This is a genomic window from Paracoccus amoyensis (assembly GCF_014490725.1).
Classification (GTDB): domain Bacteria; phylum Pseudomonadota; class Alphaproteobacteria; order Rhodobacterales; family Rhodobacteraceae; genus Paracoccus; species Paracoccus amoyensis.
In genome coordinates, this window is record NZ_JACOQL010000002.1 from 455,097 (window position 1) to 470,827 (window position 15,731).

17 protein-coding genes are annotated in these 15,731 nt (G+C 59.7%); 10 read left to right on the forward strand and 7 right to left on the reverse strand.

Translation table 11 applies throughout. The features are described from left to right. Nucleotides 1-140 precede the first annotated feature (140 nt). Genes H4P12_RS07075 through exbB form a run of 3 tightly spaced genes read right to left on the reverse strand, consistent with a single transcriptional unit; the run spans nt 141 to nt 2,575 of the window. Entirely contained in the window at nt 141-983 is an 843-nt protein-coding gene (locus H4P12_RS07075) for a TonB family protein (RefSeq protein WP_187792957.1), read from the reverse strand. After that, nucleotides 980-1,456: a TonB system transport protein ExbD gene (exbD, locus tag H4P12_RS07080; protein WP_187792958.1), complete on the reverse strand. Its 477-nt coding sequence runs from the start codon at nt 1,454-1,456 to the stop codon at nt 980-982. Before exbD ends, H4P12_RS07075 begins: the two co-directional genes overlap by 4 nt. A gap of 3 nt (nt 1,457-1,459) precedes the next feature. Then, nucleotides 1,460-2,575: a tonB-system energizer ExbB gene (exbB, locus tag H4P12_RS07085; protein WP_187792959.1), complete on the reverse strand. Its 1,116-nt coding sequence runs from the start codon at nt 2,573-2,575 to the stop codon at nt 1,460-1,462. Between the two features lie 249 nt (nt 2,576-2,824). On the opposite strand from exbB, the gene H4P12_RS07090 reads away from it, so the two are divergent. The 7 genes from H4P12_RS07090 (at nt 2,825) to H4P12_RS07115 (ending at nt 10,756) form a co-directional block, all read left to right on the forward strand. Then, nucleotides 2,825-3,286 (forward strand): carboxymuconolactone decarboxylase family protein, encoded by a 462-nt coding sequence (locus H4P12_RS07090; protein WP_187792960.1) that lies wholly within the window; start codon nt 2,825-2,827, stop codon nt 3,284-3,286. Next, a complete protein-coding gene (locus H4P12_RS18765) occupies nt 3,276-3,539 on the forward strand; it encodes a sigma factor (protein ID WP_246449031.1) in 264 nt (87 codons plus the stop codon). The genes H4P12_RS07090 and H4P12_RS18765 overlap by 11 nt, the downstream gene beginning before the upstream one ends. Continuing rightward, nucleotides 3,536-4,135: a sigma factor-like helix-turn-helix DNA-binding protein gene (locus tag H4P12_RS07095; RefSeq protein ID WP_246449033.1), complete on the forward strand. Its 600-nt coding sequence runs from the start codon at nt 3,536-3,538 to the stop codon at nt 4,133-4,135. Before H4P12_RS18765 ends, H4P12_RS07095 begins: the two co-directional genes overlap by 4 nt. A gap of 39 nt (nt 4,136-4,174) precedes the next feature. After that, entirely contained in the window at nt 4,175-4,789 is a 615-nt protein-coding gene (mobA, locus tag H4P12_RS07100; protein WP_187792961.1) for a molybdenum cofactor guanylyltransferase MobA, read from the forward strand. 418 nt (nt 4,790-5,207) lie between these two features. Further along, a complete protein-coding gene (locus H4P12_RS07105) occupies nt 5,208-6,368 on the forward strand; it encodes an SAM-dependent methyltransferase (RefSeq protein ID WP_187792962.1) in 1,161 nt (386 codons plus the stop codon). A gap of 60 nt (nt 6,369-6,428) precedes the next feature. After that, the gene (gene cobA, locus H4P12_RS07110; RefSeq protein ID WP_187792963.1) at nt 6,429-7,190 is read left to right on the forward strand and encodes a uroporphyrinogen-III C-methyltransferase; all 762 of its coding nucleotides are present in this window, start codon (nt 6,429-6,431) and stop codon (nt 7,188-7,190) included. A 110-nt stretch (nt 7,191-7,300) separates the two neighbouring features. Beyond that, nucleotides 7,301-10,756 carry a calcium-binding protein gene (locus H4P12_RS07115; protein ID WP_187792964.1) on the forward strand — a complete coding sequence of 1,152 codons (3,456 nt, stop codon included), beginning with the start codon at nt 7,301-7,303 and terminating at the stop codon, nt 10,754-10,756. Here H4P12_RS07115 and queG read toward each other — a convergent pair. The 3 genes from queG to mtgA form a co-directional block, all read right to left on the reverse strand. Continuing rightward, nucleotides 10,753-11,775: a tRNA epoxyqueuosine(34) reductase QueG gene (gene queG / locus H4P12_RS07120; protein ID WP_187792965.1), complete on the reverse strand. Its 1,023-nt coding sequence runs from the start codon at nt 11,773-11,775 to the stop codon at nt 10,753-10,755. The two genes, H4P12_RS07115 and queG, sit on opposite strands and share 4 nt — an antisense overlap. A gap of 64 nt (nt 11,776-11,839) precedes the next feature. Further along, the gene (gene fzlA / locus H4P12_RS07125; protein WP_187792966.1) at nt 11,840-12,526 is read right to left on the reverse strand and encodes an FtsZ-binding protein FzlA; all 687 of its coding nucleotides are present in this window, start codon (nt 12,524-12,526) and stop codon (nt 11,840-11,842) included. Nucleotides 12,527-12,587: 61 nt separating this feature from the next. Beyond that, a complete protein-coding gene (gene mtgA / locus H4P12_RS07130) occupies nt 12,588-13,340 on the reverse strand; it encodes a monofunctional biosynthetic peptidoglycan transglycosylase (protein WP_281390412.1) in 753 nt (250 codons plus the stop codon). Between the two features lie 179 nt (nt 13,341-13,519). Here mtgA and H4P12_RS07135 point away from each other — a divergent pair, with 179 nt between their 5' ends. Further along, nucleotides 13,520-14,146 carry a VPLPA-CTERM sorting domain-containing protein gene (locus H4P12_RS07135; RefSeq protein WP_187792967.1) on the forward strand — a complete coding sequence of 209 codons (627 nt, stop codon included), beginning with the start codon at nt 13,520-13,522 and terminating at the stop codon, nt 14,144-14,146. Nucleotides 14,147-14,209: 63 nt separating this feature from the next. On the opposite strand, the gene H4P12_RS07140 is transcribed toward H4P12_RS07135, so the two are convergent. Further along, nucleotides 14,210-14,713 (reverse strand): DUF1269 domain-containing protein, encoded by a 504-nt coding sequence (locus H4P12_RS07140; RefSeq protein ID WP_187792968.1) that lies wholly within the window; start codon nt 14,711-14,713, stop codon nt 14,210-14,212. A 159-nt stretch (nt 14,714-14,872) separates the two neighbouring features. On the opposite strand from H4P12_RS07140, the gene H4P12_RS07145 reads away from it, so the two are divergent. Together H4P12_RS07145 and H4P12_RS07150 are read left to right on the forward strand one after the other, a co-directional pair. Then, nucleotides 14,873-15,178: a hypothetical protein gene (locus H4P12_RS07145; RefSeq protein WP_187792969.1), complete on the forward strand. Its 306-nt coding sequence runs from the start codon at nt 14,873-14,875 to the stop codon at nt 15,176-15,178. Between the two features lie 87 nt (nt 15,179-15,265). Next, nucleotides 15,266-15,724, forward strand: a complete 459-nt coding sequence (locus H4P12_RS07150; RefSeq protein ID WP_187792970.1) for a DoxX family protein — start codon at nt 15,266-15,268, stop codon at nt 15,722-15,724. Nucleotides 15,725-15,731 lie beyond the last annotated feature (7 nt).

Consider the following 15,731-nt stretch of genomic DNA (forward strand, 5'->3'; position numbering starts at 1 on the left):
CCGCCGCCGCTTTGATGCCGATCCGCGTCAACACGACCGAGACACACCTGCATTGCCGTCGGATGAAACCGGTTCATCTCCCGGTCCTGAGGGCGGAGCCATGATGGCGCGATTCCGTCCTTGACGCGGACTGCGACCAATCAGTTGATCGTCAATGGCTGTTGAAATGTCGCGCTGGCATTTGGATAGCCACGGGGTGCCGCCGGACATCTTGCCCTTTGGGCCGCGCGGGTAATCGCCTGATCGGTTCGCGCGTCACCGGATGACCCCGCAAGGCCCACACCCTGAACGCGCCCATTACTGGCGACCGAGATGTTCACGACCAGCCTTGTTCCACCGGTTCTGGCATTCACCCGGCTGACCTGACGGGCGATGCAGGCACCGACCTGCGCTTGCCATTGTGCCTGCATGTTCGCCACTTGCTGCGCGCTTGGACCAGCGGTCCCTTGCGGGGCGGCCCTTTGCTGCCGGGCGGGCTGTTGCTGCGGTTGGGCCTGACGGCGCGGTTCCGGTTCACGCTGACGTTCACGTTGCGGTTCCGGTTCGCGGCGGGGTTCCGGCTCGCGGCGTTCGGGACGGCGCTGCGGCGCGACGGATGAGGTCAAGGCCAGCGCCGATGGGCTGTCCATTTGCGGGATCAGGGATGCGAAATCCTCGATCGGCTCCAACTGCGGCAACTCGGGAAGTTTGATTTCCTCGACCACATCTGGTTCTGGCTCTGGCTCTGGTTCTGGCTCTGGTTCGGGTTCCGGTTCGGTTTCCTCGACAGGCTCTTCCTGAACCTCTTCCACGGGCTGTTCTGCAGCAACTTCCTCGGGGGGCGGCGTAAGGTCGATGTAAATTGCTTCAGGCAAGCCCGGCGGTGCCATTGCGACGGCCCGATGTGCGATCCAGACCCCGCCGCCGAGATGCAGCGCGGTGATCAGAACGGCTGCCCCGACCCAGATGGCACCTTCGCCAAGGATGTCCCGGCGGTTGCTCATTGCGCCGCTGCCTCATTTGCTGGTGTGACGGGTGTTGCGCCCGCAGTCGGAGCCACGGTGCTTTCCAACCCGACAAGCGCGATCTTCAGATAGCCATTGTCGCGCATGGAGTTCATCACATCCATCAGATCGCCATAGGCGACCTCTTTATCGGCGCGCAGAAAAATCCGCTCTTCCTTGTTGTTGTTCGTCACTTTGGCCAAAGCCGGGCCAAGGGCGCTGACCGGAAGGTTGTCATTGCCGATGGACAGCGTCAGGTCGGGTTGAACCGTGATAAAGACGGGCTGCTGTGGACGATCGGCCGGGGTCGCGTTGGATACCGGCAGGTCCACATTGATATCGACCGTCGCCAGCGGGGCCGCGACCATGAAGATGATCAGCAGCACCAGCATCACGTCGATAAAGGGCGTGACGTTGATTTCGTGGTTTTCAACCAGATCGTCGCCCTGGGATTCGCGGATACCACCGGCCATGGATCAAACCTCCCGGTTGGTGGCTGCGGGCGTGGTCATGCCGCGAAAGTCCAGATCGCGGCTAACCATGCGGCGCACGCCTGCGGCGGCATTGGCAAGACGCAGGCGATACCCGGTGATCGCGCGGGCGAAGACGTTATAGATCACAACGGCGGGAATGGCCGCGACCAGACCGATGGCGGTGGCCAGTAGCGCCTCGGCGATACCGGGGGCGACGACGGCCAGATTGGTCGTCTGCGATTCTGAAATCCCGATAAAGGCGTTCATGATCCCCCAGACGGTGCCGAACAGACCAACGAAAGGCGCGGTAGAGCCGATGGTTGCCAGAACCCCGGTGCCACGCGCCATGCGGCGACCGGCGACAGCCTCGACCCGGTCCAGATGCGAATCGACCCGCTCTTTCAGCCCGTCGTCACCTGCCTGATCGACGGCGATCAGCGATCGGTCATATTCGTCGGCAGCAGCGCGGATCATGCGCGAAACAGGGTCTGTGCGTGTGCCGGTTGCAGATACGGCGTCGGACAGGGTGGCGGCCCGTGCAACGCGCTTGATGCCAGCTTCGGCCCGCGAACTTGCACCCCACAGTTCCAACATCTTGGCGACCAGAACAGTCCAGGTCACGACCGAGGCGAATGCCAGCCCGACCATCACCGCCTTGACGACCCAATCGGCAGCCCAGAACATCCCCATGGGCGACAGGTTATGTGGCAGGTTAGGGTCGCGTGTGTCTGACGGGGGCATCACAGGGGCCAATGCGTCCTGCACCGACTGCGGCAGGATGCTGGTTTCCTCTGCGGGTTCTGGGGTGGGTTCTGGGGCGGGTTCTGGGGTGGTTTCCGCGACGGGCGCCTGTGCCTCTGGCTCTGCTGGTGCGGGCGCCTCTGCCTGTGCGGGCACCTCTGCCTGTGCGGGCGCCTCTGCTGGTGCGCCTTGCTGCGGGGGAACGGTTGTCTGTGCCGCCGGCGCCTGCTGTGCTGGCGCTTCGCCTTGTGCGGCGGGGGCGGTCACTTCTGGGGTCGAAGGCGATGTTTGCTGCTGTGCAGCCACAGGTGACGCCACCAGACAGGCAAGCGTGACAGCGATACCAGCACCAAGGCGCGACAGCGGCATATGACTCATGATGTTCCTTGTCTCTTTCCGCATTCGATTCTGCCGCAAGGTGGGAATTGCATGCACAGGCGCAGAACAATTCCGAATGACCCTTAGGGCGACTTTGCCTCCGTATCGAACGTCAGGGTAAAATTGTCAACTATTCGGCGGAGCTTGCAAATAGGGCGATTTTTGGACAGGCCGAAAAAATGCTTTGGGTGATGTCACAATCAGTGATCATGCGGCGTCATATTCGTATCAATATTGAAAGGACGATCCATGTCACCTCGGATAATCGATTATTTGAAGCGGGCCGATGCCGGTTTCAAACCTGTCATTGCCTTGGAGAATGCCTTGAAAAACAGTCCGTTAGAGGCGCCTTTGCTGCATCTGGTCAAGCTGCGTGCATCGCAGATCAACGGCTGCGCCTATTGCATCCACATGCACACGTCCGAGGCGCTGCGCGACGGGGAAAAGCCGATCCGGCTGTATATGCTGACCGCATGGCGTGAAAGCCATCTGTATTCCGCAAGAGAGCGTGCGGCCCTTGCCTGGACGGAATCGCTGACCCGCTTGGCGGAAACTGGCGCACCGGATGAGGATTGGGCCTTGGTTCAGGCTGAATTCAACGCGGATGAGGCATCATGGTTGTCGCTGGCCATCGGCGCGATCAATCTGTGGAACCGGGTGCAGGTCGGCTTCCGCGCCGCACATCCGGCCGAATTGCCGAATGTCGGCTGAGTCCGACACCGATATCTTCGAGGCGCAGCGACCCCGTCTGCTGCGCCTTGGTTATCGCATGCTGGGGTCGCATCACGAGGCCGAAGACGTCGTGCAAGAGGCTTGGCTGCGGTGGAACCGCACGGATCGTGGACAGATTGCCAGCCCTGCGGCGTGGTTGACGCGCGTCGTGACCCGCGCGTGCATTGACCAGATGCGGTCGGCCCGACATCGTCGAGAGGTCTATCCCGGCACATGGTTGCCGAACCGTTGATCGAGCCTGCAGACGACAACTTGCGGCAAGATAACCTGACCCTGACATTGATGCTGGCGCTGGAGCGGCTGTCACCTTTGGAACGCGCGGCATTTCTGTTGCACGATGTGTTCGGTCAATCCTTGGGCGAGGTTGCGCAAACCATCGGGCGCAGCGCTGATGCGACCCGGCAATTGGCCTCGCGCGCGCGGACCCATGTGCGTGCCGAACAGCCGCGTTATCAACTGGCCCCCGATGATGCGCAGAAATTCGTTCAGGCCTTCTTTGCGGCCTGCAAGACCGGTGATCCCGTCTCGCTTGGGGCGATGCTGGCGCAGGATGCGGCATTGCTGTCTGACGGCGGCGGCAAGGTGACGGCCTATACGAATGTCATCCATGGCAAGGATAAATTGCTGCGCCTGTATGGCGGCCTTGCCCGCAAAGCCGGTGACCAGAATGAGCTTTTGGGCGTCGTCTCGATCGACGGGCTTCCGGGCTTTGTCAGCCGCGTCAGCGGTGTCCTGCAAACAACCGCGCTTGAGATCGAGGAGGGCGTGGTCAAAGCCATCTACGTCACCCGCAATCCGGACAAACTGATGCATCTGCCGCTGCAATAGGCGCTTGCGACGCAGCATTGGCTGGCCCACAGTCTGGCCATGGAACGTTATCCCGCCATCATCCTTGCCGGAGGGCGCGCCACCCGCATGGGGGGCGGGGATAAACCCATGCGGATGCTTGGCGATCAGCCAATGCTTCACCACATCATTGACCGGCTTCGGCCACAATCGGGGACCATTGCGCTAAACGCCAATGGCGATCCATCGCGTTTTGCGACATACGGATTGCCGGTGATTGCGGATTCGCTGCCGAATTATCCGGGGCCGCTGGCCGGTATTCTGGCGGGCATGGATTGGGCCGCCGGTCTGAATGCAACGGCAATTCTGACCGCCGCGGGGGATACGCCGTTCTTTCCACATGACCTGCTGGACAAATTCACGGCATCCTATGACGGCCAGCATCCGGTGCTGGCAGCGAGCCGTGACGCCGATGGCAACCTTGCACAGCATCCGATCTTCGGCCTTTGGCCAACGCGACTGCGGGACGAATTGCGGGCGTATCTGCTGGCGGGCTATCGCCGGGTGCGTGATTTCGCGGACCGAAATGGCGCAGAAATTGCGGTCTGGGATGCCGGAAAGATCGATCCGTTTTTCAATGTGAACACAGGCGACGATCTCAGCCGCGCCCGGCAACTTATTGAAAAACCTGACTGACTGAAACGAAATCGCGGCATTTTTCGTGACGGGCCATTATCCGACAAAACTTATCAACCATTTGTTTTTAAAGATTTTTCTTGACCTATGGCGACGGGTGCCCTATCTGTGCAAACAAGATAGCAAGCCAGCAGTAACGCCAGCCAGCAATCCCGAAATCCCGCCATTTCGATCTGTCACCAAGCCAGCCACCTTTTCTGTCGCCAGCGCGGCAGCGGTGCGAAAGGCGCGTTTCCGCAATCCGAATTATCCAAGGCTTGCGGAATTTTTCCCCCTGCATCATTCTTTGATGATAAAAAATGTTTGCCCCCTTTGGCGGCTACCACCGCCGGGGCCTGTCCCTCGTGCCGCGTTCAAAGTTGAACTTACAGGTGACCATCACAGGGCTGAGGGACTTCAAAACAGGGAAGTCTTGTTCATGCTGTTTGAAAGCCGCCTGACCAGCCAGTTTCTGGACGCAGTCGCCCAGATCCAGCACGGCACGCTGGCGATCACGACGCCAGATGGGGTTTTGCACGAATTTCAGGGCCCGCATCCCGGCCCGCATGGTGACCTGGCCATTCACGACTGGCGTGCCATCGCAGCCCTTGCGGCGCGGGGCGATATTGGCATGACCGAAGCATATCGCGACCACTGGTGCGATACCCGCGATCTCGAGGCGTTGATCATGGTCGCCATGCTGAATATCGACGCCCTGCACCCCTATATCTTTGGCCGCCGCTGGCAGGCGCTGATCACCAGGGCGCTTTACGCGCTGAACCGTAACAGCCGGTCGGGCGCAAAGCGGAACATTCGGGCGCATTACGATCTGGGAAACGATTTTTACAGTCTGTGGCTGGATGAAAGCATGACCTATTCATCCGCGCTGTTTCAGCCGGATGACGATTTGCACATGGCGCAGCAGCGAAAATATGACCGGATCATCGACCATCTGGCGGGCGCATCCGGCAGGCTGCTGGAAATCGGCTGTGGCTGGGGCGGTTTTGCCGAACGCGCGTTGGAGCGGGGGGATTTTGCGCCGAAGGGCCTGACGCTATCGCACGAACAGGCCGATTATGCCCGCGAACGCCTTGGCCCCCATGCCGATATTGCCTTGCAGGATTATCGCGATGAAACCAGCCGCTATGATCATGTCGTCTCGATCGAGATGTTCGAGGCGGTGGGCGAACGATACTGGCCGACCTATTTCGGCAAACTGGCACAGGTGCTGTCAGACAAGGGCCGCGCGATGATCCAGACGATCACGATTGCCGATGACTTGTTCAATGTCTATCGCCGGGGGCCGGATATGATCCGCAGTTTCATCTTTCCGGGCGGCATGCTGCCCTCGCCCAGCCGGTTCGAGGCCGAGGCATCGCGGGCAGGTTTGCGGATCGAGGAAAGCTTCAACTTCGGCTTCAGCTATGCCCGCACCTTGCGTGAATGGCTGAAGCGTTTCGATCTGTGTCAGGTTCAGGTCAGGGCGATGGGCTTTGATGATGAATTTATCCGCGTCTGGCGCATGTATCTGGCGGCTTGTGCCGCATCTTTTGCCACAGGTCGCACGGATGTGGTGCAGTATCAGCTTTCCCATGCCTGACAGGATTGTTTGTCGGATCACGGATGATATAGCTGACACCTGTTCCAGAAGGGTTTTTCCGTGCCTGATGCTGATCCCGCCACCGGCTTTGTCTCACTTGTCTCGGCAGGGCCGGGCGATCCGGAATTGCTGACCTTGAAAGCCGTCAACCGACTGGCGCTGGCCGATGTGGTGCTGTTTGACGATCTGGCCTCTGGCCCGGTGCTGGATCACGTCAATCCAAAGGCAGAACTGATTTCCGTGGGGAAAAGGGCCGGGCGCCCTTCTGCCCGGCAAGAGCATGTGAACATGCAACTGGTCAGCCATGCGCAGATGGGGCGACGGGTCGTGCGGCTGAAATCCGGCGATTCCGGTATTTTCGGACGGCTGGAAGAAGAGCTGATCGCCCTGACCGAAGCGGGCATCCCGTTCGAAATCATTCCGGGCGTCACCTCGGCCAGCGCGGCGGCCGCCGCCGCAGGGATTCCGCTGACCCGTCGTCTGACAGCACGGCGGTTGCAATTTGTGACAGGGGCGGACGTCACGGGGCAATTGCCTGACGATATCAACTGGACCGCCATCGCCGATCCCAAAGTCACCACGGTGGTTTTCATGGGTCAGCGCAGTTTCCCCGAACTGGCCAAAGGGCTGCGTGCCCATGGTTTGCCCGGCAGCACCCCGGCCTTGTTTGCCGAGGCTGTCGGCCATCCGCATCAACGTCTTTTGCGCACAACGGTCGAGGAACTGGCCCGGATGCTGCAGGATGCCCAGGTGACGCAGCCGGGGTTGATCCTCTATGGCCCGCTGGCTTTTTCTGAGTCGGAAAAGACTCTAATTAAATAAAATTTGCATCAAATCCTGCTTGAAAAGCTCCCGCTTGATTGCAGAATTCAAGCGCGGGTTACAGCCGAAACACCTAGCTTGCCTGCCTGTATGTCCAACGCGGTCGGGCGATGCTTACCTATCAGAATGTGGTGACGTTCGGCACCACTCAAAGAGGCTGGCTATTCAATGTCACAGATCTGGAAATAGCCCAGATCGGCGGGCAATGGCTGCTGTTTGCTGTCAATGGCTTTGGCGGGGGTGTGTCCAGCTATCGCATCCCTGACCCGGACCAGCCCATTATTCGCGTGCATGGCAAGGCCTTTCCGCCCGATATGACGTACCAGGGCGAACCTGATCTGACCGTTCTGACCACGCCGAACGGGGCCTATCTGCATCTGGGGGAACTGGGTCGCGCCGAAGCCCTGGGGATGGCCGCCTCATCATCGGGCATGCTGCAAAACCTGTCCCGACTGTTCAGCGACGGTGCCGCCGGCGCAAAAATCTCGGCCATGGGGCAGGTTGGGGATGATCTGATCTATTCGGCGCATAAGACGATCCTGCAACTGGATGTCCGGCAATTGCGCCCGGACGGCAGTCTGTCACCCAATATCTCATCCGTGAAACTGAACGCCAGCGACGCGATGGAGGGGGCATCGCTGGACCAGGTCATCGACGCCACGGTTGATGGCCAAAGGATATTGGTCGCGATTTCTGGGCTGGGCAATTTCATCTCGACGCACCTGTTGTCGGCCACGGGCACATTATCTGGCGGTGCCATGCATGTCGCGGGTCAGGGAACCGGCTATTACGTTCCTTCGCAGGTCGAGGCGGTTCAGGTCGGGAACAAGACATTTCTGGTCGTCGCCGGGGCGACCTCATCCTCGATATCCATTTTCCGGTTGGACAAGACCGGGGCGCTGACAACCACGGATCACATCGTGGATGAGCTGACGACCCGGTTTCAGTCCGTTTCCGCCATGGCGACGGCGGTCGTTGATGGCCGTGCCTTTGTGTTCGTCGGCGGCTCGGACGATGGGATCAGTGTCTTTACCCTGCTGCCGGACGGCCGACTGGTATTCCTCCGTTCGATTGCGGATACGAACAGCCTGACATTGGCGAATGTCGGGGAAATGAAAGCCAATGTCATCGATGGCCGGATTTCGCTGTATGTCACCAGCAAGACCGAGGTCGGCCTGACCCAGTTTTCGTTTGATCCCGGCGATATTCGCCTGACCGGCTTTGTCAAACCGGGCGCTGTCATCGGAACGGCGGGCAGCGACGTGTTGATTGCAGGCGCGGGGACGACTGCGATCAACGGCGGTGGCGGCGACGATATGCTGGTGACTGCCGATGCCGGTATTTCCCTGACCGGCGGGGCGGGTGCTGATACTTTCGTGCTGACCCGTGTCAGCGGGCGCATCGTGATCACGGATTACCAGTCGGGCCTCGATCAGCTGGACTTGTCCATGTTGGGCATGATCCGCAGCACATGGCAAATGACATTTCTGCCCCGCGCCGATGGGCTACGGATCACTTACGGCACCTCGATCCTTGATATCAAAAGCCATGACCGCAAGCCGCTGAACCCGGCGGATTTCAGCAACGACATGTTTCCGATTGCGCATTACTGGCTGCCAGAGCTGGATCCGGTCAAGAACCGCGCCCCCGATCAGCTCTCGACGATGGGGAAATGGATCTTTGGCACCGATGGCCCGGACACGCTGGTCGGTGCGGGCGGATCAGACATCATCTATGGCCGCGCGGGCAATGACATCATTTCCGGCGGCGATGGGCACGACACCATCATGGGCGAAGATGGCCACGATGATTTGCGTGGGCAAGGCGGCGATGACTCGCTGCGCGGCTACGCCGGCAATGACCGGCTGTTTGGCGGCACAGGCCACGACATCCTCAGGGGGGATGACGGGCACGATCTGATCTACGGCAACCATGGTCGCGACGATATATGGGGAGGGAAGGGGAACGACCGTCTGTATGGCGATGGCGAGTCCGACCGAATTTATGGTGAGGCGGGGCACGACACATTGTCAGGCGGCCACGGGAACGACCTTCTCAGCGACGCTCTTGGGAACAATCACCTGCTGGGCGGCAATGGCCGCGATACCTTGATCGCCGGCAACGGTGCAGACAGCCTGCGTGGCGGAAACGGCAATGACCTGCTGCGCGCAGAAGGGGGCAATGACACCCTGCTTGGAGACGCTGGAAATGACAGCCTGTTTGCCGGTGATGGCGACGACAGCCTGTTGGATACCGAAGGCGATAATCTGCTGGATGGTGGCAAGGGCCATGACACCCTGACAGCCGGCGCCGGTTCTGACAGCCTCAGCGGCGACAGCGGAAATGACCTTTTGCGCGGCGGTGCGGGAAACGACCGCTTGTCCGGGGGCGCGGGGCGGGATCGTCTTTATGGTGAAGATGGCAACGATCTGTTGCTGGCGGGTGATGATGGCAGCACGCTTTACGGGGGCAATCATGAAGATACGCTGATTGGCGGCGCAGGTGCCGATATCCTTGCTGGCGGTTCCGGGCATGATCATTTGCGTGGCGCAGGCGGGAATGATCGCCTGAACGGCGATGCGGGGAACGATACGCTTCAGGGTGACGCCGGAAATGACCTGCTGCGGGACAGTTTGGGCAATAATGAGATCGATGGCGGCATCGGGCGCGACACGCTGACGGCGGGGGCTGGCCGCGACACATTGCGCGGCGGGGCGGGCCACGACCTTTTGTCGGGCGGCGCGGGCGATGATCGGCTTTACGGCGATGCCGGTCTTGATACCCTTCGCGGCGGCAACGGCCACGACCGCCTGTTCGCAGGCGCCGGCAGCAGCCGTCTTGAGGGCGGCGCTGGAAATGACTGGCTGCTGGGCGATACGGGAAATGATCGGCTGGACGGAGGGGCTGGCAATGATCGGCTGGATGGTGGTGCGGGCAATGACCGTCTTTTTGGCGGGCAGGATAACGACACGTTGCAAGGCAGTTTCGGCGATGACCTTCTGGATGACCGGTTCGGCAATAACTGGTTTTCCGGCGGAACAGGCAAAGATCGGATAGTCGCGGGAAAAGGCGCGGATACCTTGTTCGGCGGCGCTCATAACGACGTCCTGAATGCGGGGGCGGGGAAAGACAGGTTGTCTGGCCAGGCGGGCGATGATCGCCTGATTGCCGGCGGGGGCAATGATCGGCTGGACGGCGGTGCCGGGCGGGATGTGCTGTTTGGCGGTGACGGCGTGGATACCCTGATTGGTGGCGCCGGCCCGGACCGACTGACCGGTGGTCGCGACGCGGATAACTTCGTTTATCTGCGCCCCAACGACAGCCGACCGGGAAGACAGGCCGATTTCATTACAGATTTCAGCCCCAATCAGGACCATCTGGACCTGCGCAAACTGAACCTGACCTATATCGGGCAGGATGATTTTGATGGATCCCGCCAAGTCCGCTGGTTTCACAGTCGCGGCGATACGCATATCCAGATCGACGTCGACAGCGATGGGCGGGCCGATATGTTGATCCGACTGGATGGCCATCTGCGTCTGGATGCCGATGACTTCCTGATCTAGCTGCGCAGCCGCTCAACAGCCCATCTGGCAGCATCGGAAACCGCGTTGTCCGAATCCTCGACCAGAGCTTCGGCCGCGGCGATCAAAGCCGGTTCCGCCGAATTGCCGATGGCATACAGCACATTGCGCACAAAGCGATCCCGCCCGATCCGCTTGATCGGGCTACCCGAAAAGCGCTCTCGAAATGCTGCATCGGTCAGCCCGGCAAGTTCGGCCAAGGGGGGCGCCTCGACAATGCCGCGATAGCGCATCTCGGTCCCGGCCTGAGCGAATTTGTTCCACGGACAGGCTGCCAGACAATCATCGCAACCATAGATGCGATTGCCCATCAATGGCCGAAGCTCAGGATCCACCGGTCCCGAATGCTCGATTGTCAGATAGGAAATGCAGCGCCTTGCATCCAGTTGAAACGGCGCCGGAAATGCACCTGTCGGGCAAATGCTCAAACAGGCGCGGCATGATCCGCAATGTTCAGCCTCGGGTTCGTCGGGGGGTAATTCAATGGTGGTGAAAATTGACCCCAGAAAGAACCAACTGCCCAGATCGCGCGACAACAGATTGGTATGCTTCCCCTGCCAGCCCAACCCGGCAGCCTGCGCCAGCGGCTTTTCCATCACGGGGGCAGTGTCCACGAAGACCTTGATTTCTTCGCCCGGGACCTGTTCCAAAAGCCAGCGGCCAAGACGCTTCAACCGCTTCTTGACCAGATCATGGTAATCCTTGCCATGTGCATAGACGCTGATCGCCGCCCGGTCCGATTGCTCCAGAACCGCCAGCGGATCATGGTCCGGCGTATACAGTTCTGCCAGAACAATGACAGATTTGGCCTGGGGCCACAGTGCCGCCGGATCGCCGCGCCAATGCGTCCGTTCGGCCATCCAGCCCATCTGTCCGTGGCGCCCCGCCGCCAGAAATTCCTGTAACCGCGCCGCAAGCTCTGGCACGGCATCGGGCCTGGTGATCCGCATCCGTGAAAAGCCGATTGTTTCGGCCTCGGCGGCCAAAGCATGTTTCAGCATCTCCTGTGTGGAAATATCCTGGGGGGAATCGTCGTCCGACGATGGGGGGCGACGCCCCCCTGACTTATCCGAAGTCAAGCTCGGCATAATGCGGGGCCGGATGGATGCCCGGAACCTGATCCGCCAGAACCGAGCGGAAGGCAGGCCGGGATTTGATCGTCGCATACCAGTCGCGCAAGATCTCTGATCGGTCCCAATCGACATCCGAGATATAATCCAGACAGGAAAAATGCGCCGCCGCCGTGAAATCTGCCAGGGACATCGTGCTCCCCGCCAGCCAGCGCCGCGTTTCCAGCAGCGTGGTCAGATAATCGATATGATCCTTGATCGCGCGCAACCCATCCTTGACGATCCTGCTGTCTGGATAACCGGCCCGCGTCACTTTTTTCCAGACCCGCTCGATCATGATGGGCTGGGTCACTTCAGCGTTGAACTTGTCATCGAACCACGCACATAGCCGGCGCACCTCGTGACGCTCCAGCGGGGTTTGCGGCATCAGCGGCGGATTTGGCACGGCCTCATCCAAGTATTCGATGATGGCCTGGCTTTCAGACAACATGTTCCCGCGATAGCGCAACACCGGCAATTTGCCTGCGGGGTTGCGACGCTTCAATTCCGGGGGATTTTCCCAATACCGCTCTTCGACCAGCTCGACTTCGATTTTCTTTTCCGCCAGAACCAGCCGAACCTTGCGGCAGAATGGCGACAATGCTGTGTGATAAAGCCGCGTGGTCTGTGTATTTGTATTCATCGACTGCTCTCAGACCCCTTTTTGCGCAACGGCGTCTTGATACGGCTGCGGCGATCCCGTTTCAACCTTCTCCACCGCTTTCAAAGCAGGCAGAGCGGGCATCCCGCGCAATTGTCGCCGCGCCATCGGCAATCGCCCGCGAACGACGCGAGGCCTGATGCGGGCTGCGGGATTTTGGCGCCGGCAGAACAGCGACCAGCCGCGCGGCCTGAACCGCCGTCAAACGGTCTGGCGTGGTGCCGTAGAACTGTTGCGATGCGGCCGTGACCCCGAAAACGCCGGGTCCGAATTCTGCCACATTCAGATAGACCTCCAGAATGCGCCGCTTGGACCAAAACGCCTCGATCATCGGCGTAAAGGCCGTTTCCAGCGCCTTGCGGGGCCAGCTTCTGGTTTGCCACAGATAGACGTTCTTGGCCGTCTGCTGGGTAATCGTCGATGCGCCGCGGCTGCCGCCCGATTTGACGACATTGCGGATCTCGTTCATGTCAAAGCCCCAGTGCAGGCAGAAGTTCGCGTCTTCCGCCGCGACCACTGATCGCAGCATGACAGGGGCGATATCTTCGATATTGGCCCATCTGCGCGGTGCAATCGGATGTTCCTGCGCTTCCTTGACGATCGTCCATGTCGTGGGCGGGTTTATCAGCGCGTAAAACATCACCAACACCGCCATCAGCAGCAGACAGCGCAGCGCAAACCAGCGCAGCCAGATCAGCAACCGCCGCAGCGGCCGCCAGCGGACGACCGCAGGCGGCTTTCCCTCGGCGGGCTCCCGGTCAATCGCAGGGGGACGGAACAACATGCGCAGGATCATGATCTTGGCTTTGTCACGCTTGACCACGCAGCGTCAAGGAATGCATGGGAAATCGAACAGCTTTCGGTTGGCTTGCATCAAGCTAATTTACGTTAATGGACTTAGAAAACGTATGGTTGTTGACGCATCTATGATATGTTTTTGGTGCCTTTTTTAAGTAAATAGTTGGAGGAAATTTGATGGCACGCTTGGTCAAATCCGTCTTGCTTATCCTTGCATTTGCCTTTGCGCCGATAATTGTCAAAGCAGCAACCGTCACGGAAACCTTTACTTTCAATGCGACACTCGACTCTGGGGTCTTGTTTTGTGGTCCCCGTGTTGAGCAGGAGGCACCTTGCCCAGATCGGTTCAGCACAGTTGATCCATCTTTGCTGCCTTATGGAATGAGTTTCCGTGAGAGTTACGCAGGCAGTATTGCGCTGACCTACGATGACAATAGGTTGACTGGTATTCTCTGCCACCTGAATGAGCAGAACTGTAATTTCGGCGGCGTTGAAAATGGCTTCAACAGCCAGTCACCTACTGGGCCAAATCCGGGCAATCTTGACTTCACAGACACCGCCCAGTCACGCGGATCGGTTTTCTTTATTAACAATGGCAGCGGCGGCTATAGCTACGGTACCGATTACGTGGAAAGTGCGGATGGAAGTGAGATCTACTACTATTCTAATGTCAATTTCAGCCTGTCGGATGTGACCTACGAATCCTCCCAACCGGCGCCGGTTCCGCTTCCGGCAAGCCTGCCTTTGTTGGCGGGCGCGGTCCTTGGATTTGGTACTCTGCGTCGCTGGCGCAAACCGGCCTGACATAAACACAACCGGGCGAGCGATCACCCGGTTGCTGTCTGTTTCGCTGCCCTCAGCAAGGGCCTAGGCTGTCGGTGCATTCCCCGAAAACGCCTGACGCAGCTTTTCCTCGGCATCGTTGGTCAGCGAGGTCTGGATGATCCGACCGTTTTTATTGAATGCCTTCAGACGTTCCAGCACCTTGTCCGGCGTCATCTTGCGAACCAGCACGAAAACGGCAGAGCCGCCCGGCTGCAACGCCTTGGCGGTTTCGCGCATGAAATCGTCGTTGATCCCGATATCCGTCAGCTTGCCTGCAATCGCGCCCGAGGCCGCGCCAATGCCCGCGCCCAGCAGCGGGTTCAGGAACAGCAGACCGATCAGCGTGCCCCAAAGGCCACCACCAACGGCACCTGATGCGGTCAGATTCACCGCCTGATGCAGCTTGATATCGTCTTCGGATGAACGGGTGACGACAACGGCATCCTCCATCTCGATCAGGTAATCCTTCTGCATTTTCACCAGCTCGGTGCGCAGATCGAACCCTGTGGCTTCGTCGTCGAAGGCAACAACAATCAATTCCGACATATGAAATCCCCCTGTGACAGCATTTGCAAATCTCGATGCGTGAACCACGCTAACGGACCCAAGGTTCCCACGAAACTGTCAATTGTATAATGCAAGCAATCTCTTGCCAGCATGGCCTTGTCCAAGGCATATGGACGGCAGAAACAATCCGGCTGGTCGATGCGCATATTTGCTATCCTCATGCTGATGGTCACGTTTGTGGCTATGACCTTCTCGGTCGCCCGTGCGGACCTGACGATGACGTCCTGTTCGTCGCAGATGCAGGCCGATGACATGTGCTATGCGACCGCCTTGCCCGCGGCCCAGTCTGACGGCGCGCGCAAAGGTGGCGTTTGCTGCGAGTTCTTGCTGAATACGACGCCCGTGCTGATCGGCCCAAAGGCGCAGATCCACCGCTTCATGACGCGCCAGGCCGTTCACACGGGCCTTGTGGTGCCCGCGCCATTCCGGCCTCCACGCGCCTGATCGCGACCTTTCCAGAACAGTCCCCGGCCATACCCGGCCGAATAAACATGTCTGCGCCGCCATGCGGCCACAATTTCAGAGATTATGATGAGCTTTCAACCCAATACCGATGCGGGTGCCACCCGCCTGATCATCCCTTCACTGGGGTCCGTCTATGCCGGGCTTTCCCCACTGGTCACGACCTATATGCGCGTCATCGCAGGCTTTGCCTTCATGATGCACGGCTGGCCCAAGATCAATAACCCCATGGGCACCGCCGGCATGGTCGAGATGATCGGCTTCTACCCCGCCGCGTTCTGGTCGCCCTTGCTGGCCGGGACCGAATTTATCGGCGGCCTGCTGTTGCTTCTGGGCCTGCTGACGCGCCCTGTCGCCGTCGCAGGCTCGATCGTGCTGTGCGTCACGACCTATTACCATTGGGTTCTGAAGGCAGAAGGCTATGGCGGCGCGGAAACATCGCTGCTGTGGCTGGGCCTGATGCTGTATTTCGTGGTGCATGGCGGCGGACGTTTTTCGCTGGACCGTCTGATCGGGCGGCAGTTCTGATCCGCGA